The 21,259-nt window shown below is 66.2% G+C and carries 19 protein-coding genes; 13 read left to right on the top strand and 6 right to left on the bottom strand.

Annotation, left to right across the window (positions count from 1 at the left end):
• Nucleotides 1-91 precede the first annotated feature (91 nt).
• Genes amt through ACFPAH_RS22565 form a run of 3 tightly spaced genes read right to left on the bottom strand, consistent with a single transcriptional unit; the run spans nucleotide 92 to nucleotide 2,601 of the window.
• A complete protein-coding gene (gene amt, locus ACFPAH_RS22575; RefSeq protein ID WP_379749845.1) occupies nucleotides 92-1,465 on the bottom strand; it encodes an ammonium transporter in 1,374 nt (457 codons plus the stop codon).
• A 40-nt stretch (nucleotides 1,466-1,505) separates the two neighbouring features.
• On the bottom strand, nucleotides 1,506-1,844 hold the full coding sequence (glnK, locus tag ACFPAH_RS22570) for a P-II family nitrogen regulator (RefSeq protein WP_379749819.1): 339 nt from the start codon (nucleotides 1,842-1,844) through the stop codon (nucleotides 1,506-1,508).
• A 13-nt stretch (nucleotides 1,845-1,857) separates the two neighbouring features.
• Nucleotides 1,858-2,601, bottom strand: coding sequence for a TorF family putative porin (locus tag ACFPAH_RS22565; RefSeq protein ID WP_379749817.1), 744 nt, complete (start codon nucleotides 2,599-2,601; stop codon nucleotides 1,858-1,860).
• Between ACFPAH_RS22565 and ACFPAH_RS22560 the strand changes: the two genes are divergently transcribed.
• The 6 genes from ACFPAH_RS22560 to ACFPAH_RS22535 all read left to right on the top strand — a co-directional run bounded on the left by ACFPAH_RS22560 (nucleotide 2,534) and on the right by ACFPAH_RS22535 (nucleotide 7,870).
• Nucleotides 2,534-2,854 (top strand): hypothetical protein, encoded by a 321-nt coding sequence (locus ACFPAH_RS22560; protein ID WP_379749849.1) that lies wholly within the window; start codon nucleotides 2,534-2,536, stop codon nucleotides 2,852-2,854. The two genes, ACFPAH_RS22565 and ACFPAH_RS22560, sit on opposite strands and share 68 nt — an antisense overlap.
• A complete protein-coding gene (locus ACFPAH_RS22555) occupies nucleotides 2,851-3,099 on the top strand; it encodes an accessory factor UbiK family protein (RefSeq protein WP_379749815.1) in 249 nt (82 codons plus the stop codon). Before ACFPAH_RS22560 ends, ACFPAH_RS22555 begins: the two co-directional genes overlap by 4 nt.
• Nucleotides 3,100-3,142: 43 nt before the next feature.
• Nucleotides 3,143-5,656: an adenosylcobalamin-dependent ribonucleoside-diphosphate reductase gene (locus ACFPAH_RS22550; RefSeq protein ID WP_379749813.1), complete on the top strand. Its 2,514-nt coding sequence runs from the start codon at nucleotides 3,143-3,145 to the stop codon at nucleotides 5,654-5,656.
• 64 nt (nucleotides 5,657-5,720) lie between these two features.
• Nucleotides 5,721-6,611, top strand: a complete 891-nt coding sequence (locus tag ACFPAH_RS22545; protein ID WP_379749811.1) for a protein phosphatase 2C domain-containing protein — start codon at nucleotides 5,721-5,723, stop codon at nucleotides 6,609-6,611.
• Entirely contained in the window at nucleotides 6,608-7,171 is a 564-nt protein-coding gene (locus ACFPAH_RS22540) for an OmpH family outer membrane protein (protein ID WP_379749809.1), read from the top strand. Before ACFPAH_RS22545 ends, ACFPAH_RS22540 begins: the two co-directional genes overlap by 4 nt.
• Before the next feature lie 126 nt (nucleotides 7,172-7,297).
• Nucleotides 7,298-7,870, top strand: a complete 573-nt coding sequence (locus tag ACFPAH_RS22535) for a DUF2239 family protein (RefSeq protein ID WP_379749807.1) — start codon at nucleotides 7,298-7,300, stop codon at nucleotides 7,868-7,870.
• Between the two features lie 92 nt (nucleotides 7,871-7,962).
• On the opposite strand, the gene ACFPAH_RS22530 is transcribed toward ACFPAH_RS22535, so the two are convergent.
• Entirely contained in the window at nucleotides 7,963-10,782 is a 2,820-nt protein-coding gene (locus ACFPAH_RS22530; protein WP_379749805.1) for a M16 family metallopeptidase, read from the bottom strand.
• Nucleotides 10,783-11,216: 434 nt separating this feature from the next.
• Between ACFPAH_RS22530 and ACFPAH_RS22525 the strand changes: the two genes are divergently transcribed.
• Nucleotides 11,217-11,729: an adenine phosphoribosyltransferase gene (locus ACFPAH_RS22525; protein ID WP_379749803.1), complete on the top strand. Its 513-nt coding sequence runs from the start codon at nucleotides 11,217-11,219 to the stop codon at nucleotides 11,727-11,729.
• A 122-nt stretch (nucleotides 11,730-11,851) separates the two neighbouring features.
• Nucleotides 11,852-13,375 carry a YifB family Mg chelatase-like AAA ATPase gene (locus ACFPAH_RS22520; protein ID WP_379749801.1) on the top strand — a complete coding sequence of 508 codons (1,524 nt, stop codon included), beginning with the start codon at nucleotides 11,852-11,854 and terminating at the stop codon, nucleotides 13,373-13,375.
• Between the two features lie 100 nt (nucleotides 13,376-13,475).
• On the opposite strand, the gene ACFPAH_RS22515 is transcribed toward ACFPAH_RS22520, so the two are convergent.
• Complete coding sequence (locus ACFPAH_RS22515; RefSeq protein ID WP_379749799.1) at nucleotides 13,476-15,098, bottom strand: AAA family ATPase; 1,623 nt, start codon at nucleotides 15,096-15,098, stop codon at nucleotides 13,476-13,478.
• A 10-nt stretch (nucleotides 15,099-15,108) separates the two neighbouring features.
• The gene (locus ACFPAH_RS22510) at nucleotides 15,109-15,789 is read right to left on the bottom strand and encodes an alpha/beta hydrolase (protein ID WP_379749843.1); all 681 of its coding nucleotides are present in this window, start codon (nucleotides 15,787-15,789) and stop codon (nucleotides 15,109-15,111) included.
• A gap of 150 nt (nucleotides 15,790-15,939) precedes the next feature.
• On the opposite strand from ACFPAH_RS22510, the gene ACFPAH_RS22505 reads away from it, so the two are divergent.
• The 5 genes from ACFPAH_RS22505 (at nucleotide 15,940) to ACFPAH_RS22485 (ending at nucleotide 20,763) form a co-directional block, all read left to right on the top strand.
• A complete protein-coding gene (locus tag ACFPAH_RS22505; RefSeq protein ID WP_379749798.1) occupies nucleotides 15,940-16,470 on the top strand; it encodes a hypothetical protein in 531 nt (176 codons plus the stop codon).
• Nucleotides 16,470-17,201, top strand: coding sequence for an ABC transporter ATP-binding protein (locus tag ACFPAH_RS22500; RefSeq protein WP_379749796.1), 732 nt, complete (start codon nucleotides 16,470-16,472; stop codon nucleotides 17,199-17,201). The genes ACFPAH_RS22505 and ACFPAH_RS22500 overlap by 1 nt, the downstream gene beginning before the upstream one ends.
• Nucleotides 17,198-18,748, top strand: a complete 1,551-nt coding sequence (locus ACFPAH_RS22495) for a hypothetical protein (RefSeq protein ID WP_379749794.1) — start codon at nucleotides 17,198-17,200, stop codon at nucleotides 18,746-18,748. The genes ACFPAH_RS22500 and ACFPAH_RS22495 overlap by 4 nt, the downstream gene beginning before the upstream one ends.
• 76 nt (nucleotides 18,749-18,824) lie before the next feature.
• On the top strand, nucleotides 18,825-19,166 hold the full coding sequence (locus tag ACFPAH_RS22490) for a DUF1840 domain-containing protein (protein WP_379749792.1): 342 nt from the start codon (nucleotides 18,825-18,827) through the stop codon (nucleotides 19,164-19,166).
• 445 nt (nucleotides 19,167-19,611) lie between these two features.
• Entirely contained in the window at nucleotides 19,612-20,763 is a 1,152-nt protein-coding gene (locus ACFPAH_RS22485; RefSeq protein WP_379749790.1) for an OmpA family protein, read from the top strand.
• Nucleotides 20,764-21,259: the final 496 nt, after the last annotated feature.

Below are 21,259 nucleotides of genomic sequence, written 5' to 3'. Positions count from 1 at the left end.
AGGACCACTATGCTGATAAGGTAAAACAAAAAGGCGCCCGCAGGCGCCTCGTTGTTCTTTTCCCGCGGCTTTTTTCATCCGCGGGCCGGTCTCACGAATGATAAGCCCGTTCGCCGTGGCTGGTCAGGTCCAGGCCCTCGCGTTCCTGCTCTTCCGGCACGCGCAGGCCGATCGTGAGGTCCACCAGCTTGAAGGCGGCATAGGCGACCAGGGCCGACCAGATGATGGTCACGCCCACGGCCTGGGCTTGCACCCAGACCTGGTGCCCGATCGAATACACGTCGGTGGAGGGTTTGTTGGCGATGTAATCCCAGATCCCCTGCCCGCCCAGTTGCGGCGCAGCGAACACGCCCGTCAGCAAGGCGCCGACGATGCCGCCGACACCGTGCACGCCGAACACGTCGAGCGAATCGTCGACGCGCAGCATGCGTTTCAAGCCGTTCACGCCCCACAGGCAGACGATGCCGCCGACCAGGCCGATGACGAGCGCACCCATCGGGCCGACGAAACCGCAGGCCGGGGTGATCGCCACCAGGCCCGACACCGCGCCGGAGGCGCCGCCCAGCATCGAGGGCTTGCCCTTGGTGATCCACTCGCCCAGGGTCCAGGCGACGGTGGCGGCAGCGGTCGCCAGCAGCGTGTTGACGAAGGCCAGCGCCGCGATGTCGCCCGCTTCCAGCGCCGAGCCGGCATTGAAGCCGAACCAGCCCACCCACAGCAGGGAGGCGCCGATCATGGTCATGGTCATCGAATGCGGGGCCATCGATTCGCGCCCGTAGCCGACGCGCTTGCCGATGACATACGCACCGACCAGGCCGGCCACCGCCGCATTGATGTGCACCACGGTACCGCCCGCGAAGTCGAGCGCGCCCTTCTGCCACAGCCAGCCGGCGTCCGCCGTGACGGTGGCGAGCGAGGCGGCGTCGGTAATCGCATCGGGACCGGCCCAGAACCAGACCATGTGCGCGACCGGCAGGTAGCCAAAGGTAAACCACAGCACGATGAACAGCAGCACGGCGGCAAAGCGCGCGCGCTCGGCAAAGGCGCCGACGATCAGGCCGCAGGTAATGGCGGCAAACGTGCCCTGGAAGGCGACGAAGATAAACTCCGGAATCATCGTCTCCTTGCTGAAGGTGGCGGCCATGCTGAAGACGCCCGCGGCCGGGTCGTAGATGCCGTTCAGGAAGGCGCGGTCGAAGCCGCCGATGAAGGGGTTACCGCCGGTAAAGGCCAGCGAATAGCCGTACAGGCACCACAGCACGATGATGATCGAGAAGATCATGAAGACCTGCAACAGGATCGACAGCATGTTCTTGGCACGCACCAGGCCGCCGTAGAACAGCGCCAGGCCCGGGATCGACATCATGATCACGAGCAGCGTCGCGACGAACATCCAGGCGGTGTCGCCCTTGTTGATCGCAGGGGCCGCCATTGCCGGCAGAGAAATGCCCAGCGCCAAAGCCATACCCAGGATTTTAACAATCGTTCGGTTCATTGCGCTCCCCTTACAGTGCGTCGTTGCCGGTCTCGCCGGTACGGATACGGATGACCTGGTTGAGGTCGGACACGAAGATCTTGCCGTCGCCGATCTTGCCGGTGCGCGCCGCGCCCTGGATGGCATCGATGACCTGGTCGGCGATGGCGTCGTCCACCGCGGCCTCGATCTTGATCTTCGGCAGGAAGTCGACCACGTACTCGGCTCCCCGGTAGAGTTCGGTATGTCCCTTCTGGCGGCCGAAGCCTTTTACTTCGGTCACCGTCATGCCCTGGACGTGGATGTCGGACAGGGCTTCGCGCACTTCGTCGAGCTTGAAGGGCTTGATGATGGCGGTAATGAGTTTCATCGCATTGCCTCTTTCAAAAAGTTTTTGATACGGACAGCACGGCCGCCGACTTGCCCAGGTTGCGGCCTTGCGGGCTGAGATAATTCTCGGTGTCGGCCCGGATCCAGGCCAGCGAGACGCTGGCGACGCCCAGGTCCTTGGTCAGGCCGACCTTGTAGTCGGTGTACGAGAGCGCCCCGTTGTGCTTTACGCGCTGGCGCCCGACGTGCAGGTTCAGCAGCAGCCCTTCCATCAGCGGCAGGTTGGCGCCCAGGTCCAGGTAGCCGCTCTGCTTGCTGTTCGAGGTGCCGAACAGGTTCGTGGTCGCATGCGAATACTTCAGGTAGGCGGGGCCGAAGCCGACCTGCCCGTAGAGCTCGAACGTGTTCGCATTCGGCTGCAGGTGGTTCGACGGATACCAGTAATACAGGCCGCCGACGTCGTAGCTGATGGCCTCGCTCAGCTGGCCGCGCTTGCCCGCGTACAGGTCGACCTCTACATTGCCGTCGCCGCCCAGGTCGCGGGTCCACTTGATGGTGGACAGCCAGGTGCCGGCATACAAACCGCTGGGATTGTGGGTATAGTCGACGCCGCCCTGGAGCGCCGGGTCGAAGCGGCTCTGCGACAGGCCGCGGTAGCGGTATTCGCTGGTCAGCGCCGCGTTGTACGCGACGCTGTGCTCTGCGGCCGGCGCCTCCTGCGCCTGCGCCATGCCGTTTCCCATCATTGCCAGTACCAAGGCTGCTGCCTTGCCTGATGTTGTCGCTGCTGCCTTCATGAGCTTCCCCTCGTTATGGACTGGATGGATGGACAGATGGTTTACAATCGGTTTTACCCTTCCTTTAGCAGAATGCGTGCCAGCAGCAGCGGCCAGTCATGTGCTTGATTTCCGGCGCATCCGCCCCATTTTTGGTTTCAAACATCACAAATGCGTGCGTGCCGGCGGTGTCGAGCGGGGAAGCGCACCAAACCAGCCCGCAGCGCACCACCCTGGTGCGCCGGCCGGCATTTACCAGGACGAACGGCAATGAACAATTTCTTCAACGATTTGCAGGGCAAGATCAACCAGGCGATGGAAAGCGGTCCCGCCAAGGACATCGAGCGCAACGTCAAGGCGATGATGACCCAGGGCTTTTCCAAGCTCGACCTGGTGACGCGCGAAGAATTCGACATCCAGGCCCAGGTGCTGGCAAAGACCCGCGCCAAGCTCGAAGCGCTCGAGCTGCGCGTGGCCGAGCTGGAAGCGCGGCTGACGGAAACGGCACCCAAAATCTGATCCCCGCGGCATGCATGTCGTGCTCTACCAGGGAGGCGGCAACATGAATGCAAACGACAAACTGCTCGCACGCGACTTGCCTCCCCAGGAGGTCTCGATCGACGTACTGCGCGAGAAATACGCGAAGGGCAGCGAGACCTCGATCGCCGACGTGCGCCGCCGCGTGGCCGATGCGCTCGCCGCCCTGGAACCCGCCGCGCGCCGCGCGGAATTCGCCGCCCGTTTTCTGTGGGCCCAGGAACAGGGCTTCGTCCCGGGCGGACGCATCAATTCCGCCGCCGGCCTGAACATCAAGGCCACCCTCATCAACTGTTTCGTGCAGCCGGTCGGCGACTCCGTTACCGGTAGCGACGACGGCTTGCCCGGCATTTATACGGCGCTCGCGGAAGCGGCCGAAACGATGCGCCGCGGTGGCGGCGTCGGCTACGATTTTTCCGCCATCCGCCCGTTCGGCGCGGTGGTGCACGGCACCCGCTCGCGCGCTTCCGGCCCGGTCTCGTACATGGAATTGTTCGACGCCTCCTGTAAAACGGTGGAATCGGCCGGCGCCCGCCGCGGCGCCCAGATGGGCGTGCTGCGCATCGACCACCCCGACATCGAACGCTTCATCGCCGCCAAGGACGCCGGCGGCCTGTCCAACTTCAACATCTCGGTCGGCGTCAGCGACGCCTTCATGCAGGCGCTCGAGGAGGACGGCGCCTTCGAGCTGGTGCACCGCGCCGAGCCGGGCGCCGACCAGCGCGCGGCCGGCACCCGGCAACGCGAGGACGGCCTGTGGGTCTACCGCAGCGTGCGCGCGCGGGCGCTCTGGGACCGGATCATGGCCTCGACCTACGACCACGCCGAGCCGGGCGTGCTGTTCATCGACCGCATGAACGAGGAAAACAACCTCTGGTACTGCGAGCAGCTGCGCGCCACCAATCCCTGCGGCGAGCAGCCGCTACCCGCCTACGGCTGCTGCGACCTCGGCTCCGTCAATCTCACCGCCTTCGTCGAGCATCCGTTCAGCGCCAAGGCGCGCTTCGACCTCGAGCGCCTGCGCGAGGTGGCGACGGTGGCGGTACGCATGCTCGACCTGGTGCTCGACGCGACCGAATGGCCGTTGCCGCAGCAGGCGGCCGAAGCGCGCGCCAAGCGCCGCATCGGGCTCGGCTTCCTGGGGCTGGGCAGCACCCTGGTCATGCTCGGCCTGCGCTACGATGCCGAGGAAGGCCGGGCGCTGGCCGCGCGCATCGCGCAAGCCCTGCGCGATGCGGCCTACGCGGCCTCGATCGAACTGGCGCGCGAAAAAGGCCCCTTCCCCCTGTTCGACGCCGAGCGCTACCTCGAGGGCGGTTTCGCCGCGCGCCTGCCCGAGCCCTTGCGCGAAGCGATCCGCCGGCACGGCATCCGTAACTCGCACCTGCTGTCGATCGCGCCGACCGGTACCATTTCGCTGGCCTTTGCCGACAACGCCTCGAACGGCATCGAGCCGGCCTATTCCTGGACCTACCAGCGCAAGAAGCGCATGCCGGACGACACCATGCGCGCCTACGAGGTCGAGGACCACGCCTGGCGCCTGTACCGCCGCCGGCATCCCGATGCCAGCCTGGACGCGCTGCCGCCGCCCTTCGTGACCGCCCTGCAGATGCGCGCCGTCGACCACCTGCGCATGCTCGAGGCGGTGCAGCCCTTCATCGACACCTCGATCTCGAAAACGGTCAACGTGCCGGCCGACTATCCCTACGACGACTTCCGCGGCCTGTACCTGGAAGCCTGGCGCGCCGGATTGAAGGGGCTGGCGACCTACCGGCCGAACACGGTGCTCGGCAGCGTGCTGGACAGCGTGCCGGGCAGCTTACCTGAGCCTGTGCCCCAGCCCGACAACCCGGCGGCGCCGGACGGCGACCCGCTGCGCAAGCGCTTCGAGGGACGCCCGCTGGGAGAACTGGAATCGGTGACCTCGAAGGTCGAGTATTCGACGCAGGAGGGACGCCGCACCGTGTACCTGACGGTCAGCTTCATCCGCGTCGAGGGCCTGCACGAGGGCGTGCCGGTGACGATCGAGCGTCCGTTCGAATTCTTCATGCCGGCCGGCCAGCGCACCGAAGGCCAGCAATGGATCACCTCCTCGATGCGCCTGCTGTCGATGCTGGCGCGCGCCGGCGGCCCACTCGCCAAGGCACTGGCCGACATGCGCGACGTGGTCTGGGAAAAGGGGCCGGTGCGCTGCGGCTTCCTGACCCGCGAGGATGGCACGCGGGTGCCGGTGTTCCACGACTCGGAAGCGGCCGCCGTCGGCTTCATGCTGCAGCGCATCCTCATCAACCGTGGCTTCCTCGACGCCCAAGGCAACGGGGTGCCGGTACCGCAGCTGGCCAGCCGGCTGGCGGCGCGCACGGCCACGCCCGATGCGGCCTTGTCGCTCGGCCCGGCCATGCCGCAGGCAGCGCCGGCGCCCGGCGCGGGCTCGTCAAGCTCGGCCGCGAAATGCCCCGAATGCGGTGCGCGCGCGCTGCGCAAGGCCGAGGGCTGCACCCGTTGCGACAATTGCCAATATGTAGGGGAATGCGGCTGACGCGTCCGTCCATCCTGCCGTCCAGTGATACCATCATGCAATCTGGCATTGAATCCTGACGCGCATGACCACCGAACATCTTTCCTGCTCGCCCGACAGCGGCATCAACGAAGACCTCGTGCGGGTGATCGAGGGGCACGGATGGACCGACATCGTCGTGCTCGACGGTGCGACCTCGGTGGCGGATGCCGACTATGCCGATCCGTCCCGCGGCGACGTGGCCTGGTTCGCGCAGTCCTTCGCCGACGCGCTGGAGCAGGCGATCGGCCCCGGCGTGCCGCAGGCCGTGGCGGTGCGGCGCGCCAGCGCGGCCGTGCGCCAGGCCTGGCTGGCGGCCACCGGCGGGCGCGCCGTGCCGCCCTACGCCCAGCCGCTGGCGGCCATGACCTGGCTCCGGATCCGCGTCGAGGACGATCATCTCGCCGTGTCGCTCTACTGCCTGGGCGACTGCAAGGCCTTTGCCGTGCATGCGGACGGCACTGTCGCCGACCTCGATCCGTATGTGAATCCATACGAGGACGTGCTGCAGGAAGCAATGACGGCCCTGGCGCAGCAAGACGTCACCGACCCGGGCCAGCGCCGCGCGCGCCTGCTGCCGATGCTGCGCGCGCGCCGTGAATCCCAGCACGCCGCTCCCGCGCCGGACGTGCTGTGCCTGGCGCCGCAGGGCGAATTCGCCGCGCGCGAACATGCGCTGCGCCTGCCGCTCGATGCCGCCGTGCTGGCGATGACGGACGGCTTTTACCGCCTGGTCGATCCCTACGGCTTGACCACGCTCGAGGACCTGGGCCGGCGCTGCCGCCGCGAGGGCCTCGCCGCGCCGATGCGCGAACTGCGCCAGTTCGAGCTGGCACGCCCGGCCGAGGGCAACATGGCGGTGAAACGCGCCGACGACGCCTCGGCCGTCATCTGGACGGCACCTGCTCCAGACTCTTCCCTGAAAGACCGCACATGATGTCGCTTTATCGCCCGACCGGGCGCGCCAGCCGGAGCGCCCTTACCTTCCGCCCTTCCCCGTCCAGGATCGCGGCGGCGCTTTGCCTGGCGCTGGGCATGCTGGCGCCCCTTGGTGCGCCGCTGGCGGCCGGGGCGCGGGTCGCCGTCGTCGACGTCGAGCGCCTGATGCTCGAATCGGCCCGCGCGCGCGCGGTGGCCGCCAGGATCGAGAAGGATTTCGCGCCGCGCCGCCAGCGGGTGCAAGCCCAGCTACGCCAGCTGCGCGAGATGTCCGACAAGCTGGGCAGGGACGCGCCGAACCTGAGCGACCGCGAATACCTGCTGCGCGAGCGCGCGGTGGGCGAACTCGAACGCGAAGTGCGGCGCGCGCAGGCGCAAATCAGCGAGGACCTGGCCGAACGCAACGAGGCCGAACGGACCGCCCTCGCCCAGCGTATCCACGCCATCGTGCTGGCGCTGCCCAGCCAGCTCGGCGTGGACCTGGTGCTGACCCGCACGATCTGGCACCGGCCGTCGATCGACGTGACCGACAAGGCAGCGGCACTGCTCGACAAATAAGCGCAAGCCACGCCGCCGTTGACGGCTGCATCAATTTTACCCGGATTTAATTGCCATTTAAATTTTACCCGGGTAGTATTCCATCATGCTCCCCTCCCGGGGAGACCCCACATGAGAGGAAGCACCATGTTGCCGACCCATTGCATCGCCTTTGCCGGAACCGAACTCCTGGCCAAGGGCCCCTTGATCGACGTGATCCGCGCGGCCAAGGCGGCGCTCGACCGCGGCACCGACCGTTCGATCGCCGTCCTGGACCTGGCGAGCAGCCGGCCGGTCGACATCGATTTCACGGGTAGCGAAGAAGACGTGCTGCGGCGCATCCCGCGCGCGCCGGCGCGCAGCGCCGGCCGCCCGAAACTGGGCGTGATCGCGCGCGAAGTGACCCTGCTGCCGCGCCATTGGGAATGGCTGGCTGCCCAGCCGGGCGGCGCCTCGGTGGCGCTGCGCAAGCTGGTCGAACACGCCTCGCGCGACGCCAGCGGCGCCGACGCCCGGCGCGAGGCGCGCGATTCCGCTTACCGCTTCATGCACGAGCTGGCGGGCGATGCGCCCGGCTTCGAGGAAGCGTCGCGGGCGCTGTTCGCGGGCGACGCGGCGCGTTTTGGCGAGCTGATTGCGCCGTGGCCGGCCGGGGTCAAGGAGCACTTGCACTCCCTGGCCGGGCCGTCGTTTGCAGCAAGCGGGCAAGACGCCGGTTGACCTGAACTCCAGCAGGCTTTGGGAGACGCGCCATAAAAAACGCCCGGGTCAGCGCATGCACCCGGGCGTTTGTTTTTCAGGATAGCCTGTGCTTACTTGGCGCCGCCCACCACTTCCTTGCCTGCCTTGGCGAAGTCACCCGCCTTCACGACCGAGATCGCGCCCGGCTTGATGAACTCGCGCATCGCATCGTTGACCTGGGCCAGCGTCAGCTTGCGCACCTGGTCTTCGACGGCTGCATCGAACTTCATCGTCCGCTCCAGCGACAGGTACTCGGACAGGGCGCCGGCGAGCGACTCGTCGGAGGTGCGCGACACTTCCTCGCCCTGCAGCCAGCCCTTTTTCGCCTCGACCAGTTCCGCTTCGGTGAAGCCTTCCTTGACCGCCCGCTCGAGCTCCTCGCGCAGCACCGCCTCCACCTTCGACGCGTTTTGCGGCGCGCTCATCGCATACGCGATCCACATGCCGGCAGCGTCGCGCTCCGGGATGTTCAACTGCGAGCCGACGCCGTAGGACAGGCCCTCCTTCTGGCGGATGCGGTCGGCCAGGCGCGAACGCAGCGCGCCGCCGCCCAGCATGTAGTTCGCCATCACCAGCGCCGGATAGGCCTTGGCGTCGTCCTTCATCGGCACCGGGTGCACGGCCAGCAACATGCTGCTGGCCTTGTCCGGGGTTTCCAGCGCCATGGCCTGGCCGGCGACCGGTTTCACGGCGGCGGGCACGCGCACGTACTTCTGCCGCGCGTTCCAGTTGCCGTACAGGCGCTCGACCTGGGCCTTGAGCGCGGCCGGATCGAAGTCGCCGACCGCGGCAAAGGTGGCGTTGTCGGCGCCGTAGAAGGCGCTGTGGAAGGCTTTCACGTCCTCCACGGTGACGGCCTTCTGGGCGGCCAACTGCTCTTGCAGGGTCATCACGTGCTTGACGTGGCCTTCCGGCGTCGTGTCGAGCAGGCGCCCGAGCGCGACGCTGGCCTGCGGATTCGGTTCCGGAATCGACTGCTCGGTCGCATTCACGCGCGCGCGCTGGAACTCGCCGAATTCGGTCGCCGCGAAGGCCGGCTTTTTCAGCATCTCCGCCACCAGGTCCATCACCGCCGGCAGGTTGTCGCGGGTGGTCGTCACCGACGCGGTCAGGACTTCGGCGCCGCCCGAGACGCGGGTCTGGGCCTTGAGCTTGTCGAACATGTCCTTCAGCTGCTGGCGCGTTTTCTCCTGGGTGCCATAGCTCAGCAGGCCGGCCGTGAAGCCGCCGGCGGTGGCCTTGTTGCGCAGCGCCTCTTCGGTGCCGAAGCGCAGGCGGATCGTCGCGGTCACCAGGTTGCCCTTGGTCTTCTTCGGCAGCAGCGCGCCCTTCAGGCCGTTGGCCAGCGTGAAGCGCTGGGTACGCGCCTCGATGTTGGCCGGGCTCGGATCGAAGACCTCGCCCTGCGCCACCACCGTCCTGCCCTTGTAGTCGTTGACCACGGCGGCGATGTCGGTCTTGCCCGGCACCTCGGTGCGGTCCGGGGCGTCGGTCGGCACGAACACGGCGAGCGTACGGTTCGAGGCCTTGAGGTATTTGTCGGCGGCCGCCTGCACTGCCTTGGCATCGGTCTTTTCGACCAGGTCGCGGTTCACGAAGAACAGGCGCCAGTCGCCGGCCGCCATGGCTTCGGTCAGGGCGATCGTCAGGCCGGCGCTGTCGTTCAGCGCCAGCTCGACGTTCTTCAGGATCACCTGCCGCGCCCGGGCGACTTCTTCCTCGGTCACGGGATGCGATTTCAGGTCTTCCAGCACCTTGATCAGCGTGTCCTGGACCGGCGCCAGCGGCTGGCCCTTCGGCACCACGGCGCCGAACACGCCGTAGCCAGGCTCGAGGTTGCTGTTCGAGACGACGTGGACGCCGGTCGCCAGCTTGGTTTCCACGAGTGCCTTGTGCAGGCGGCCCGATGGGGCGTCGGTCAGCACGCGCGCCAGCACCTGGAGCGCGGCAGCGTCCGGGTGCCCGCCCGGCGCGATGTGGTAGCCGGCTCCGACGTACTGGGTGCCCCCGGCGCGGCGCACGGCAACGGAGCGCTCGCCGTCCTGCACCGGCTCGGCCGTATAGGTCGGCTGGATCACGCGCGACGGTTTCGGAATCTTGCCGAACAGGGTGTTCACCTGCGCCAGCACCTTGGCTTCGTCGAAGCGGCCGGCCACGATCAGCACCGCGTTGTCGGGCTGGTAGTACTGCTTGTAGAAGGCGCGCAGGCGCGGGATGTTCACCTGTTCGATGTCGGAACGGGCGCCGATGGTCGACTTGCCGTAGTTGTGCCAGTCGAAGGCGACCGCCTGCAGGCGCTGCAGCGTGACGCGGATCGGGTTGCTCTCGCCGATCTCGAATTCGTTGCGCACGACCGTCATCTCGCCCTTGTTCGTCTTGGTGTTCCACAGGTCGTCCTGGGAAATCGGGGCGTTGATCATGCGGTCCGCTTCCAGCGCCAGCATCGTGCGCAGGTTATCGTCGTTCGCGGGGAAGGTCGCGTAATAATTGGTGCGGTCGTACCAGGTCGTGCCGTTGAAGTCGGCACCCAGGCCATTCAGGATTTCGACCGGGCTTTTCGTGCCTTTCTTGACGCCGAAATTGGCGGTGGGCTTGAACAGCAGGTGTTCCAGCAGGTGCGCCATGCCGGTCTCGCCATAGTTTTCGTGGCGCGAACCGACCATATAGACCATATTCGTCGTCAGGGTCGGCTTGGACGCGTCCGGGAACAGCAGCACGCGCAGGCCATTGCCCAGCCGGTATTCCGTAATGCCCTCGACCGAAGCCACCTTGGCCGGCACATTGTGCGCGCCCGACCTGGCCTGGACCGCCGCTGCCGGGGTGGCGGGACCTGCAGCGAACACCGGCGACAGGACGCCGGCACTTACCATCAACGCAACGAGAACTTTCACTTTTTTATGTCCCAATATATTTATGTGAACGAAGAAAAACGGTTAATTAACCGTTTATTCCGCATGGAGCAAGGAACGCTATCGAATGCTTTGACGCGGTTCATTGCAACCCCTATTTGGAACTCAAACAATGAAGCTCGGCTTGCTGGAAGTCAATGCTGGAGAAAGTTTTAAAGAAGCAAAAGCGAAAAAATGTATCCGCACATGCCACATTATTCAGGCACGGTGAATAGCGGGGAAATAGGTGCGTATCGAGTCAAGCCGATAGCTCTCTCCTCCACGCATTCCCCGTCAGGATGTGCTGCGTCTCGCCGTCCGGCCCTGCCCTTGCCGACCAGGCAGCGCCCCGCCGCCGGCGCCGGCGTCCCACGCGCCTTCATCCAGGTCACTGGTAGAATTCGGCTGCGTGCCGCCCCATTCACAGCAAGGACAATATGACCGCCTTCGAACTCGTTCCGCTGGAATTCTTCAAGGACTTCCCGGAGCCCGGCGTCAACTTCATCGACGTCGGCTGCATCTTCGACAATCCCCTTCATTGGCAGCTCGCCATCGATGCGCTCTACGAGAGGACCGCGCACCTGCACTTCGACTTCGTGCTGGCGATGGATGCGCGAGGATTCATGGTCGCCGGCGCGCTTGCCTACAAGCGTGCGATTGGATTCGCCATGGCACGCAAGCCGGGAAAATTGCCGGGGGACCCGGTCCGGATCGACTACCAACGCGAGTACGGCAGCGCGACGATCGAGATTCAGCCCAGCCGCATCAAGGGCGATCGCGTGCTGATCGTGGATGACGTACTGGCGACGGGCGGAACGATCGAAGCTGCCGCCTCCCTGCTGCGCCAGCTCGGCAAGGAGGTAGTCGGCGCGGCCGCGCTGTTCGACGTCGCCTACTTCAAGGACAAACGCGAGCTGACAATGCCGGTCGTGACCTTGCGCGAGGTCTGAGCGGGAGCGGCCGGCGCGCCCCGTTCGCGTTTTCTCGTGCCTTGCGCACGGTTGGCAGCGCTCAATGCGACGCTCCCACGGCGGCGCACCATCTGGGCAGTCCCGCATTCGCCAGGAATCCCATGAGTCTCGCCGTGTTACGCAGCCGTGCCTTGGCCGGCATGGAAGCACCCGCCGTCAGCGTCGAAGTCCACCTTGCCAACGGCTTGCCGTCGCTCACGATCGTCGGCCTGCCCGACGCCGAGGTGCGCGAAGCCAAGGACCGGGTGCGGGCGGCGCTGCAAAACGTCGGCTTCGACATTCCCTCGCGCCGCATCACGATCAACCTGGCCCCGGCGGACCTGCCGAAGGAATCCGGCCGTTTCGACCTGCCGATCGCGCTCGGCATCCTGGCCGCTTCCGGACAGATTCCCTCGAACGAGCTGGACCGGTACGAATTCGCCGGCGAACTGTCGCTCTCGGGCCAGCTGCGCCCGGTACGGGGCGCGCTGGCGATGACGTTTGCGATCGGCCGCGGCGTGCGTCCGGGTGACGCCCAGCGCGCGTTCATCCTCCCGAAAAGCAACGCGGACGAGGCGGCGCTGGTGGCCGACGCCAGCATCCACCCGGCCGACACCCTGCTCGAGGTGTGCGCCCACTTCGCCGCACAGGACGACAGCGCGCGCCTGCCCCGCTACCACCCGAGCCGCCCCTTGCTGCCGCCGCGCTATCCCGACTTTTCCGACGTCAAGGGCCAAGTCCACACCAAGCGCGCGCTCGAGATCGCCGCGGCGGGCAACCATTCGATCCTGCTGGTCGGCCCGCCCGGCGCCGGCAAGAGCATGCTCGCTTCGCGCTTTCCCGGGTTGCTGCCGCCGATGACGGATGAGGAAGCGCTGGAAGCGGCTGCCGTGCAATCGCTCACCGGCAGCTTTTCGGCCGAGCGCTGGCGCTCGCGGCCGTTTCGCAGTCCGCACCACACCAGTTCCGGCGTGGCCCTGGTCGGCGGCGGCAATCTGCCGCGTCCCGGCGAGGTGTCGCTGGCCCATTGCGGCGTGCTGTTCTTGGATGAACTGCCGGAATTCGACCGCAAGGTGCTCGAGGTGCTGCGCCAGCCGCTCGAATCGGGCGTGATCACCATCTCGCGCGCGGCGCACCAGGCCGACTTTCCCGCGCGCTTCCAGCTGATCGCCGCGATGAATCCCTGCCCCTGCGGCTGGCAGGGCCACCCATCGGGCAAATGCCGCTGCACCAACGAGAGCGCGCAACGCTATCGCGACCGCATTTCCGGCCCCCTGCTCGACCGCATCGACATGCAGATCGAGGTCGGCGCCATGTCGCCCGCCGCCATGAGCGCGCAGGCCGACGGCGAAAGCAGCGCCGCCATCGCCGGGCGGGTGGCCGCGGCGCACGCGCTGCAGCTGGCGCGTCAGGGCAAGCCGAACCAGCGCCTCTCCACCCACGAGATCGACCGCCTGTGCGTGCCCGACGCCGCCGGCGACAAGCTGCTGCGCTCGGCCATGTCGATGATGAACTGGTCGGCGCGGGCTTACCACCGGGTGCTAAAGGTGGCGCGCACCATCGCCGACCTGGCCGGCGCGCCGGCTATCGATGCCACCCACATGGCGGAGGCGGTGTCGTACCGGCGCGGCCTGCAGGAGCGCTGACGGCGCGGCCATCTGCGCATACGCGCACAGCGCCTCCTGTTGGCCGTCGCCGGCAGCACGCTGCCAAGCGATAGGCGCTCCGCCGCGCTTGTGTGATGCCTCAGGCGTATCCGCGGAACAGCGCGCACAGCCGGAATGCTTCCGGTGAAAGCGGGATCTGCTTGGCCTTGCAATAACGCGTCGCCAGCTTCAGCAGTTCCTTGATGTCGCGCCCGCTCGCAGCCGGGTACGCGGCCGTCAGCGCTTCGACCAGCTCGTCGTCGAGGTCGGCGCCGAACTGTTCGGCAAGCAGCTTCCACAGCCGCACCGCGTCCGGCTTCGGCGGCGTCTCGTAATGGATGGTCGCGATGCAGCGCGACAGGATCGCATCGTCCACATCGCCGATGCGGTTGGTTGTCATGAACAGCAGGCCGTTGAAGTACTCGAGGGTGCGCAGGAACTCGGCGACGATCGCGTTGTGCTCGAGATCGTTGTCGCGGCGACGAATATACACGTCGGCCTCGTCCAGCAGGATGATCGCCTCCCAGCGCATCGCGCGCCGCAGAATCGTCGACAGGGTTGCGCCGACCGAGGCGGCCGTCGTCCCCAGCTGTCCCGAATGAACGCGGTACAGCGGCTTGCCCACCACTTCCGAATAGATCTCCGCAGTCAGTGTCTTGCCAAGCCCGGGCGCACCCTGGCACAGGATCGTCGTCCCCCCGGACTTGCCCGGCACAAAATCCTGCACGAACACATCCATGTTCGAGGTCAGGATGTCGATCAGGTCGCGGTGATGGTCGGGCAACACCAGTTTGTCGCGCAGGTCGGGCTGGTACCGGTATTCGGCCATGTGCTGCACATGCACCCAGATATTCTGGTGCCATTCGAGATGAAACAGGTAGACGTAGCAATGCAGCGGAATCTTTTCGAAGCCGGCCGGGACGCCCGCATCGCGCCAGAAACCGGCGTCGTTGGTCATTTCGAAGCGGCGCTCGAGCGTTTCCTCGTCGTTCACGCACTTCACGCTCATCCCGTCGGTAATCCGCGTCAGTTCGGCGGCGCCGCTTGCACCCATGGTGAACGCCGCCTTTGTCACGACGAACTGCGCGCCAAAGCGCGGCTGGAAGCGCAGGAAACGCCGGGCGTGCTCGTCGTATTCCTGTTTGAACTCCGCGCATTCCTTGTAGAAGCCGAACTCGGCCAGTAGTTCCGGAATGGTGCGATTGACGATGTCCTGCCGGGTGAATACCAGTGACGTCGTCATGCCGGAACGGCGCTGGTGAGGGTCGCTGCGCTCCGAGTTGGACGACTGCATGGTGTTGGCCAGCATGTCGACGACGACGTAGGGCATGCCCTGGTCCGGTTCGACGTAACGCAGGCGATTCACGAGCCACGGCAGCAGCGTGCCGTCCTTGTTGCGGCGGTACAGCCAGCCGTCGATCGCGTCGCGCGCCAGGTAGGCGACCAGACCGGGCACCAGTTTGTCGAGCGACGGGATCGTGCGGGCTTGCGGCGCGTTATAGATATTGTCGAGCGCCAGCATCTGGAACATCAGCGCGCGCTCGTTGCTCGTCTTGCTCAGCGAGTAAAGGGTGTTCAGCGCATTCGCATCGAACAGCCTGCTGGGCACGATCATGTTGCCGTGGCAGACCCCGTATTCGTTCAATTGCTTTGCCAGCGGCGATCCCGATTCGATGACCCCAAGCAGGGCCTGAATCAGCGGCTCCGGTATTTCGAAATCCATCACGGCACTCCTATTGCGAGAGAAAGAACTCGATGGCGACGCCGACGATGGCGGGCTCGATGACATGCAAACCGTTAAATTCGACGTACTGCACCGCGTAGCCGGCCGACTTCAGCCGGGTGGCGTTGGCACGCCCGCTGGTCTCGATCGGCAGCTGTTCGTCAACCAGGCCGTGCGCGATGAATACCTGCGGCGCGCCCTCCTGCTGGAAGATCGACATGAATCCGCCGGAGAACGCGATGATATGGCTGGCGATATCGCCGTTGGTGATGCCCACCGACAGCGCATAGCTCGCGCCATCGGAAAATCCGGCGAATGCGAGGCGGCTCCGGTCGATCCGATAGCGCGATGCGACTTCGGCCAGCGCCCGTTGCAGCCGCTCGAGGTCAGGGCCATGGCCGCCGACCACGATGTCCCAGGTGGCGTACATGGAATGCGGGGCCAGGACCAGGAATTTGTGGCGCTTCGCATGTTCTTCGATGAACGGCAGCACCTTCTCGGGAAAACCGCCGGCGCCATGAAACATCACGAACAGCGGAACGCTTGCGCCTTCGTCGATCCCCTCGGGGACGAACAGCACTGCGTCGCGCTCGGCGGCGATGCCGAGGTGATGGCGGCCCGGCGTCAACGGATCTTTGGTCGGTTCGGCGTGAGCGAACGAGAAGCGGCCTAACAGCGAAGGGTCGAACATGGCGGGATCGAACATGGTTCAGCCTATCAAGGGTGCGGGAGGCACGGAGTTTCCATTATGCCATCACCTGAGTATTCTGGGCCGGCCGGGCGCCGAGGGCGCTGCCGGCCGGCGGTAGCGCGGGCGCATCCGCCCTGCTACCATCGGCGCATGCGAACACAACTCCTCCTCCTGGCCGTCGCCGGCAGCACGCTGCTGGCCGCCTGCAACCCGACCTACAACTGGCGCGACTACGCCAGTCCCGACGCGCCCTACCGCGTGATGTTCCCGGCAAAGCCGGCGACCCACACCCGCAGCGTCGACCTGAACGGCATGAAGGTGGACATGACGATGACGGCGGCCGAAGTCGAGGGCGTGACCTTTGCCGTCGGCACCGGCGTGGCGCCGGACCCGGCGCGCGCCCAGGCCGCGCTGGGCGACATGAAGACGGCGCTGGTGCGCAATCTCGGCGCCACCGTGACGCGCGAAAGCGCGGCGACGGCCAGCACGGGCCAGCCGGCCGCGCTGCAGTCGCGCATCGACATCGAGGCCACGGGCCAGGCCAACGGCCAGCCGATGCGGCTGCGCGGTCATTTCGCGGCGCAAGGTAACCGCTTCTATCAAGTCATCGTCATGGGCGGCGCCAACGCCGTCACGCCGGAGCAGACCGAACAGTTCATTTCTTCATTCAAGCTGCTGTAATGATGCCATCACCTGCCCTGTCGCTGACGGGCTTGCGCAAGCATTTCGGGCGTCCCGCAGTGGACGGGCTCGACCTCACGGTACGGCGCGGCGAGCTCTATGCGCTGCTCGGCCCGAACGGCGCCGGCAAGACGACCACCCTGCGCATGGTGGCGGGATTGCTGGCGCCGGACGCGGGCCGCATCGAGGTGCTCGGCATCGACCTGGCCCAGGATGCGGCAGGCGCCAAGCGCCGGATGGCCTACCTGCCGGACGACCCGATGTTGTACGGCAAGCTCAAGCCCGTCGAATACCTCGAATTCGTGGCCGGGCTGTGGGGAGTGGACGCGGGCGCGGCCGAACCGCGGGCGCGCGAACTGCTGGAGTGGCTGGACCTGTCCCAGCATGCGCATGAGCTCACCGAAGGGTTCTCGCGCGGCATGAAACAGAAGCTGGCGCTCGCCGGGGCGCTGATCCACGACCCCGAGCTCCTGATCCTCGACGAACCGCTGACCGGCCTGGATGCCTCGGCCGCGCGCCAGGTCAAGGATTTGCTGCTCTCGCATGTGGCCGGCGGCGGCACCGTGATCCTCACGACCCATATCCTCGAAGTCGCCGAGCGGCTCGCCCAGCGCATCGGGATCATCCAGCATGGCCGCCTGATTGCGCAGGGCACGCTGGAAGAGCTGCGCGAACAGGCGCCGGGCGCCACCCTCGAGGACCTGTTCCTGCAGCTGACGGGAGCGGCGTGAGTCCGAGGCCCGGATCGGCATCCTGGCTGCTGCGCCACGAGCTGCGGCTGTTCTGGCGCTCGAAGCTCTCCTCCGGCAAGCCTGGCGGCAAGCAGCGCGCGCGCTGGCGCAGCATCGGCGGCGGCCTGCTGCTCTGGCTGATGCTGCACGCCGGCGCGTTCTTCCTGCTGCGCGCGGCCGGCGCGGCCGCCGGCGCGCTGCCGCAGCAAATGGTGGTGATCGCCGGTGTGATGCTGCTGGCGACCTTCCTGTTCATGCTGTCGAGCGCGCTGAAGGCCAGCGTCGAGGCCCTGTTCGACCGCGGCGACATGGATTTGCTGCTCTCGTCGCCGCTGCCTTCGCGCAGCATTTTCAGCGTCAAGCTGGCCGGCATCGCATTCGGGACCACGGCCCTGTACCTGTTTTTCCTGGCGCCGTTCGCCCACGTCGGCCTGCTGCTGGGGCAAGCGCGCTGGCTGGCGCTCTATCCGGTGCTTCTGGCCATGGCGGCGATCGCGGCCTCGTGCGCGATGCTGCTCACCCTCGGGCTGGTCCGCCTGTTCGGCGCACGGCGCACACGCGTGGCGGCCCAGGTCATCGGCGCGGTCGCTGGCGCCTTGTTGTTCCTGCTGTCCCAAGCCGGCAATTTCATGTCGGCCGACAATGGACAAGCGCCGCCCATCTTCGCCCGGATGATGCAGGCGGGCGCCGGGATCGATGCCGGCAGCCCCTTGTGGCTGCCCGCGCGCGCCGCGCTTGGCGAACCCGTCGAGGTCGCGCTCATCGCCCTTGCCGGGCTGCTGGCGGCATGGGCCACGGTCGGGCTGACCCACCGCTTCTTCGTTCACGGCCTGCAGCAGGCAGCCGATGGCGGCCGCGCCTTGAGACGGCCGGGAACGGTCCGGTATCGGTTCGAACGCAGCCTGTTTCTGACCATCGTCATCAAGGAATGGCGGCTGATCTGGCGCGACCCGCACCTGGTCTCCCAGGTATTGCTGCAGTTGCTGTACCTGCTGCCCCTGTGCGTCCTTATCTTCAGCAAGAAGGCGCCGCAGCTTGCCGCCGTCGGCGCCGGCCTGACCATGCTGTGCGGCTCGCTCAGCTCGGCGCTGGCCTGGATCGTGCTGCTCGCGGAAGACGCGCCGGATCTGCTGCAGACTTCGCCCGCCAGGGCTGCCACGATCCGTCTCGCCAAACTCGCCGCGGCGGTCGCGCCGGTGCTGCTGCTGGTCGCTGCGCCCCTCGCTTGGCTGATGCTGCAGGCGCCGCTCGCCGGGGCACTGGCGGCGATGACGGTGTGCGGCGCGACGGGAAGCGCTGCCCTGATCACGCTGTGGACGGGCCGCCCGACGACACGCAGCGAGTTCAAGGCCCGCGGCAAACGCAATATCGCGACCAGCTTGCTGGAAGTGTGCAGTCTGCTTGGCTGGGCCGCGCTGGCCTGGCTACTGCTGGGCAGGTCCGGCGCCGTGCCTGGCGAGATGGCGGTGGTCGGCATCGGGGCGGCCTCGGGCGTCGTCTGTGCGGCGCTGCTGCTGGCCTGGCTGCTGCGCCACCGTGCGCGCTGAAGGGTGTGCGAGAGATGACCGAAGGCGACAGGCGTGTTATCGTTTAGTTACGACGAAAACACAATGAGACCGCACCATGCTAATTACCTTCAAAAGCAAATCCTATCCTGACGTGATGATGTATTCGGAGCACGCTAAACGGATTCTCGAGTTGCTCGACAAGGACCCGGAAATCGGCGTCATTACCTCGGCCGAAGCCGCGCGCGCCGTCGAGCTGCTGGAACACGAAATCGAGGAAAGCCGCAAGCACCAGCCCACCGATGTAGTCGAACAGGACATCAAGGCCCACCAGGTCGAAGAAGACGATCCCGACCATGAACAGGTCGAAATGGTCAGCTTCTCGACGCGCGCCTATCCGATGCTCGAGATGCTGCGTTCCGCGCGCGACCACCACACCGACATCCTTTGGGGTGTGTAAGCATAGCTGCCCCCTCCTGCCTCGATTGCCCTGCGCCGGGAGGCCGGCGGGGAGCAGCGAATGAAAAAGCCCGTTAGCGATGCCGACGGGCTTTTTTCATTGGACGATCGCGACTGGCGCTGCGGACCGCCACCCGCTTGCCTCGCATCAAGGGCTGTGGGATGCCAGGTAGCGTGTCCGAGTGGCCAAAATCACACGGTTTTTCTTGCGATTTAAAAATACTTGTTACTATGAGCGCTACCGCACAGAAGGAGGGGTGCCAAAAGGCAATAATTCCTCCCAGAAGTTGACTCAACGCCAACTAACTCGATCGTCCGGTGCTCGCGGTGCACCAACAAGTTCGGATCTCGGGGAGTCCGCCGCCCTTGCGGGTAGGGACAACAGCGCGCTGGCGTCACTCTGACCCAAAACCCATCAGCAACCTCAATAAAGAAAAACAGAGCCTATGAAAACCTCGAGCAAACTCGCCGCACTGATCGCACTGGCCTGCGCAACCATGGTGTCTGCCCAAGCGCAGACGTCGGCAACGACACAGGACGACGCCATTTTCGTCAACCCGGACTGGGCCAACAGTGCCTGGTACATGGGCGCCGGCATCGTCGGTTCGCGCGGCGACATCGACGAACAGCGCGTAGTCCGCAACCTGATGCCGGCGGGCGCAAGCCTCAGCACCTTCACCCGCGACGAGCGCGGCCTGGGCTTCAAGCTGTTCGCCGGCAAGCAACTGAACCGCTATTTCGCGATCGAGGGCGGCTACTTCGACCTGGGCAAGTTCGAGTTCACCGCGAACACGACCGATAACGGCGTGCTGCGCGGCGAAACCAAATACCGCGGTGCAAACCTGGACCTCGTCGGCCAGTTCCCGCTGACCCAGCGCCTGTCGCTGCTGGGCCGCGCAGGCGTGCAGTATGCAAAGGCGAGCTCGGACTTCGGCGGCAGCCGCCTCCGCGGTGGCATCAACGCGTCGCCAGATGACAGCGCAACCAACGCAAAGTTCGGCCTCGGCGTGGAATACAAACTGACCGAAGCCGCCGCACTGCGCTGGGAAGTGGAGCGCTATCGCACCGACGATACCGCCGCTACCCGTCGCAACGTCGATGCCGCGTCGGTCAGCTTCGTCTACAAGTTCGGCCGTCCAGTGGCTGCAGCGTATGTCGCCCCGGCACCGGTCGTGGCTCCTCAGCCGGAACCGGTCGCCGCAGCGCCCGCACCAGCGCCTGAGCCACAGCCAGTCTCGGAAAAAGTCTCGTTCTCGGCCGAAGCGCTGTTCGACTTCGACAAGGCTGTCGTCAAGCCGGACGGCAAGGCAGCGCTCGACGACCTGCTGACCAAGCTGCAGGGCATGAATCCTGAAGTGATGGTAGCCGTTGGACATACCGACTCGATCGGTTCGAACGCCTACAACGACAAGCTGTCGCTGCGCCGTGCGAATGCCGTGAAGGCCTACCTGGTGTCGAAAGGCCTCGACCCGGCACGCGTCTACACCGAAGGCAAGGGCGAAACCCAGCCGGCGGCCGACAACGCAACCAAAGCAGGCCGCGCGAAGAACCGCCGCGTGACCATCGAACTGGTCGGCACCCGCACCGTCACCCGCTAATTCAGCGTCCGTCTTAAAAAACCGCCCGGCGCAAGCCGCGGCGGTTTTTTTTGTCCGCAAGGTTTTCACCGCGCTGGCCAGCACGGCAGTCGATGCCCCGGCCCGTCGACCGCCCGATCGTACACGGGTTGCCGAGATGTGCCGGCGCAGCCAGACAAGCAGCCTGTGCAGCGATGCGCGACACCATAAGGCACTGCGCCCCGCCCCCTTGGTTCAGGCGCTTGTAGGGTGTGGCCGGGCCACGCAGGCTCCGCCCACCGGGTTACGCTTCGATCACCCTGCTGCTCCGATTCCGAAGAATCGTAGGATGTGGCCGGGCCGCGCCGGCTCTGCCCACCGCCGCACGATTCGATCACCCTGCTGCTCTAATCCTGCGGCCCCAAACGCAAAAAACCCCGCAGGGGCGAGGGTCCACAGTGTGGACACGAACCTGCGGGGTTCTTGAACGAAAAAAAACCCGCTGAGCGTACTCAGCGGGTTTTTTCTTTATAACTAG

It is taken from the genome of Massilia sp. GCM10023247, from assembly GCF_042653325.1.
In the GTDB taxonomy this organism is placed as follows: Bacteria; Pseudomonadota; Gammaproteobacteria; order Burkholderiales; family Burkholderiaceae_D; genus Telluria.
Note: the sequence above shows the minus strand (reverse complement) of the source record. Positions and strands in the feature narration are given on the sequence as shown.

Bases quoted from the DNA above. Each gene is read 5' to 3' on its own strand.
- ACFPAH_RS22515 (WP_379749799.1), bottom strand. From the start codon at position 15,098: ATGGATTTCGAAATACCGGAGCCGCTGATTCAGGCCCTGCTTGGGGTC.
- ACFPAH_RS22520 (WP_379749801.1), top strand. From the start codon at position 11,852: ATGAGTCTCGCCGTGTTACGCAGCCGTGCCTTGGCCGGCATGGAAGCA.
- ACFPAH_RS22560 (WP_379749849.1), top strand. From the start codon at position 2,534: ATGCCGTTTCCCATCATTGCCAGTACCAAGGCTGCTGCCTTGCCTGAT.
- ACFPAH_RS22545 (WP_379749811.1), top strand. From the start codon at position 5,721: ATGACCACCGAACATCTTTCCTGCTCGCCCGACAGCGGCATCAACGAA.
- ACFPAH_RS22485 (WP_379749790.1), top strand. From the start codon at position 19,612: ATGAAAACCTCGAGCAAACTCGCCGCACTGATCGCACTGGCCTGCGCA.
- amt (WP_379749845.1), bottom strand. From the start codon at position 1,465: ATGGCTTTGGCGCTGGGCATTTCTCTGCCGGCAATGGCGGCCCCTGCG.
- ACFPAH_RS22565 (WP_379749817.1), bottom strand. From the start codon at position 2,601: ATGAAGGCAGCAGCGACAACATCAGGCAAGGCAGCAGCCTTGGTACTG.
- ACFPAH_RS22525 (WP_379749803.1), top strand. From the start codon at position 11,217: ATGACCGCCTTCGAACTCGTTCCGCTGGAATTCTTCAAGGACTTCCCG.
- ACFPAH_RS22500 (WP_379749796.1), top strand. From the start codon at position 16,470: ATGATGCCATCACCTGCCCTGTCGCTGACGGGCTTGCGCAAGCATTTC.
- ACFPAH_RS22510 (WP_379749843.1), bottom strand. From the start codon at position 15,789: ATGTTCGACCCTTCGCTGTTAGGCCGCTTCTCGTTCGCTCACGCCGAA.
- ACFPAH_RS22550 (WP_379749813.1), top strand. From the start codon at position 3,143: ATGAATGCAAACGACAAACTGCTCGCACGCGACTTGCCTCCCCAGGAG.
- ACFPAH_RS22505 (WP_379749798.1), top strand. From the start codon at position 15,940: ATGCGAACACAACTCCTCCTCCTGGCCGTCGCCGGCAGCACGCTGCTG.
- glnK (WP_379749819.1), bottom strand. From the start codon at position 1,844: ATGAAACTCATTACCGCCATCATCAAGCCCTTCAAGCTCGACGAAGTG.
- ACFPAH_RS22555 (WP_379749815.1), top strand. From the start codon at position 2,851: ATGAACAATTTCTTCAACGATTTGCAGGGCAAGATCAACCAGGCGATG.
- ACFPAH_RS22535 (WP_379749807.1), top strand. From the start codon at position 7,298: ATGTTGCCGACCCATTGCATCGCCTTTGCCGGAACCGAACTCCTGGCC.
- ACFPAH_RS22540 (WP_379749809.1), top strand. From the start codon at position 6,608: ATGATGTCGCTTTATCGCCCGACCGGGCGCGCCAGCCGGAGCGCCCTT.
- ACFPAH_RS22490 (WP_379749792.1), top strand. From the start codon at position 18,825: ATGCTAATTACCTTCAAAAGCAAATCCTATCCTGACGTGATGATGTAT.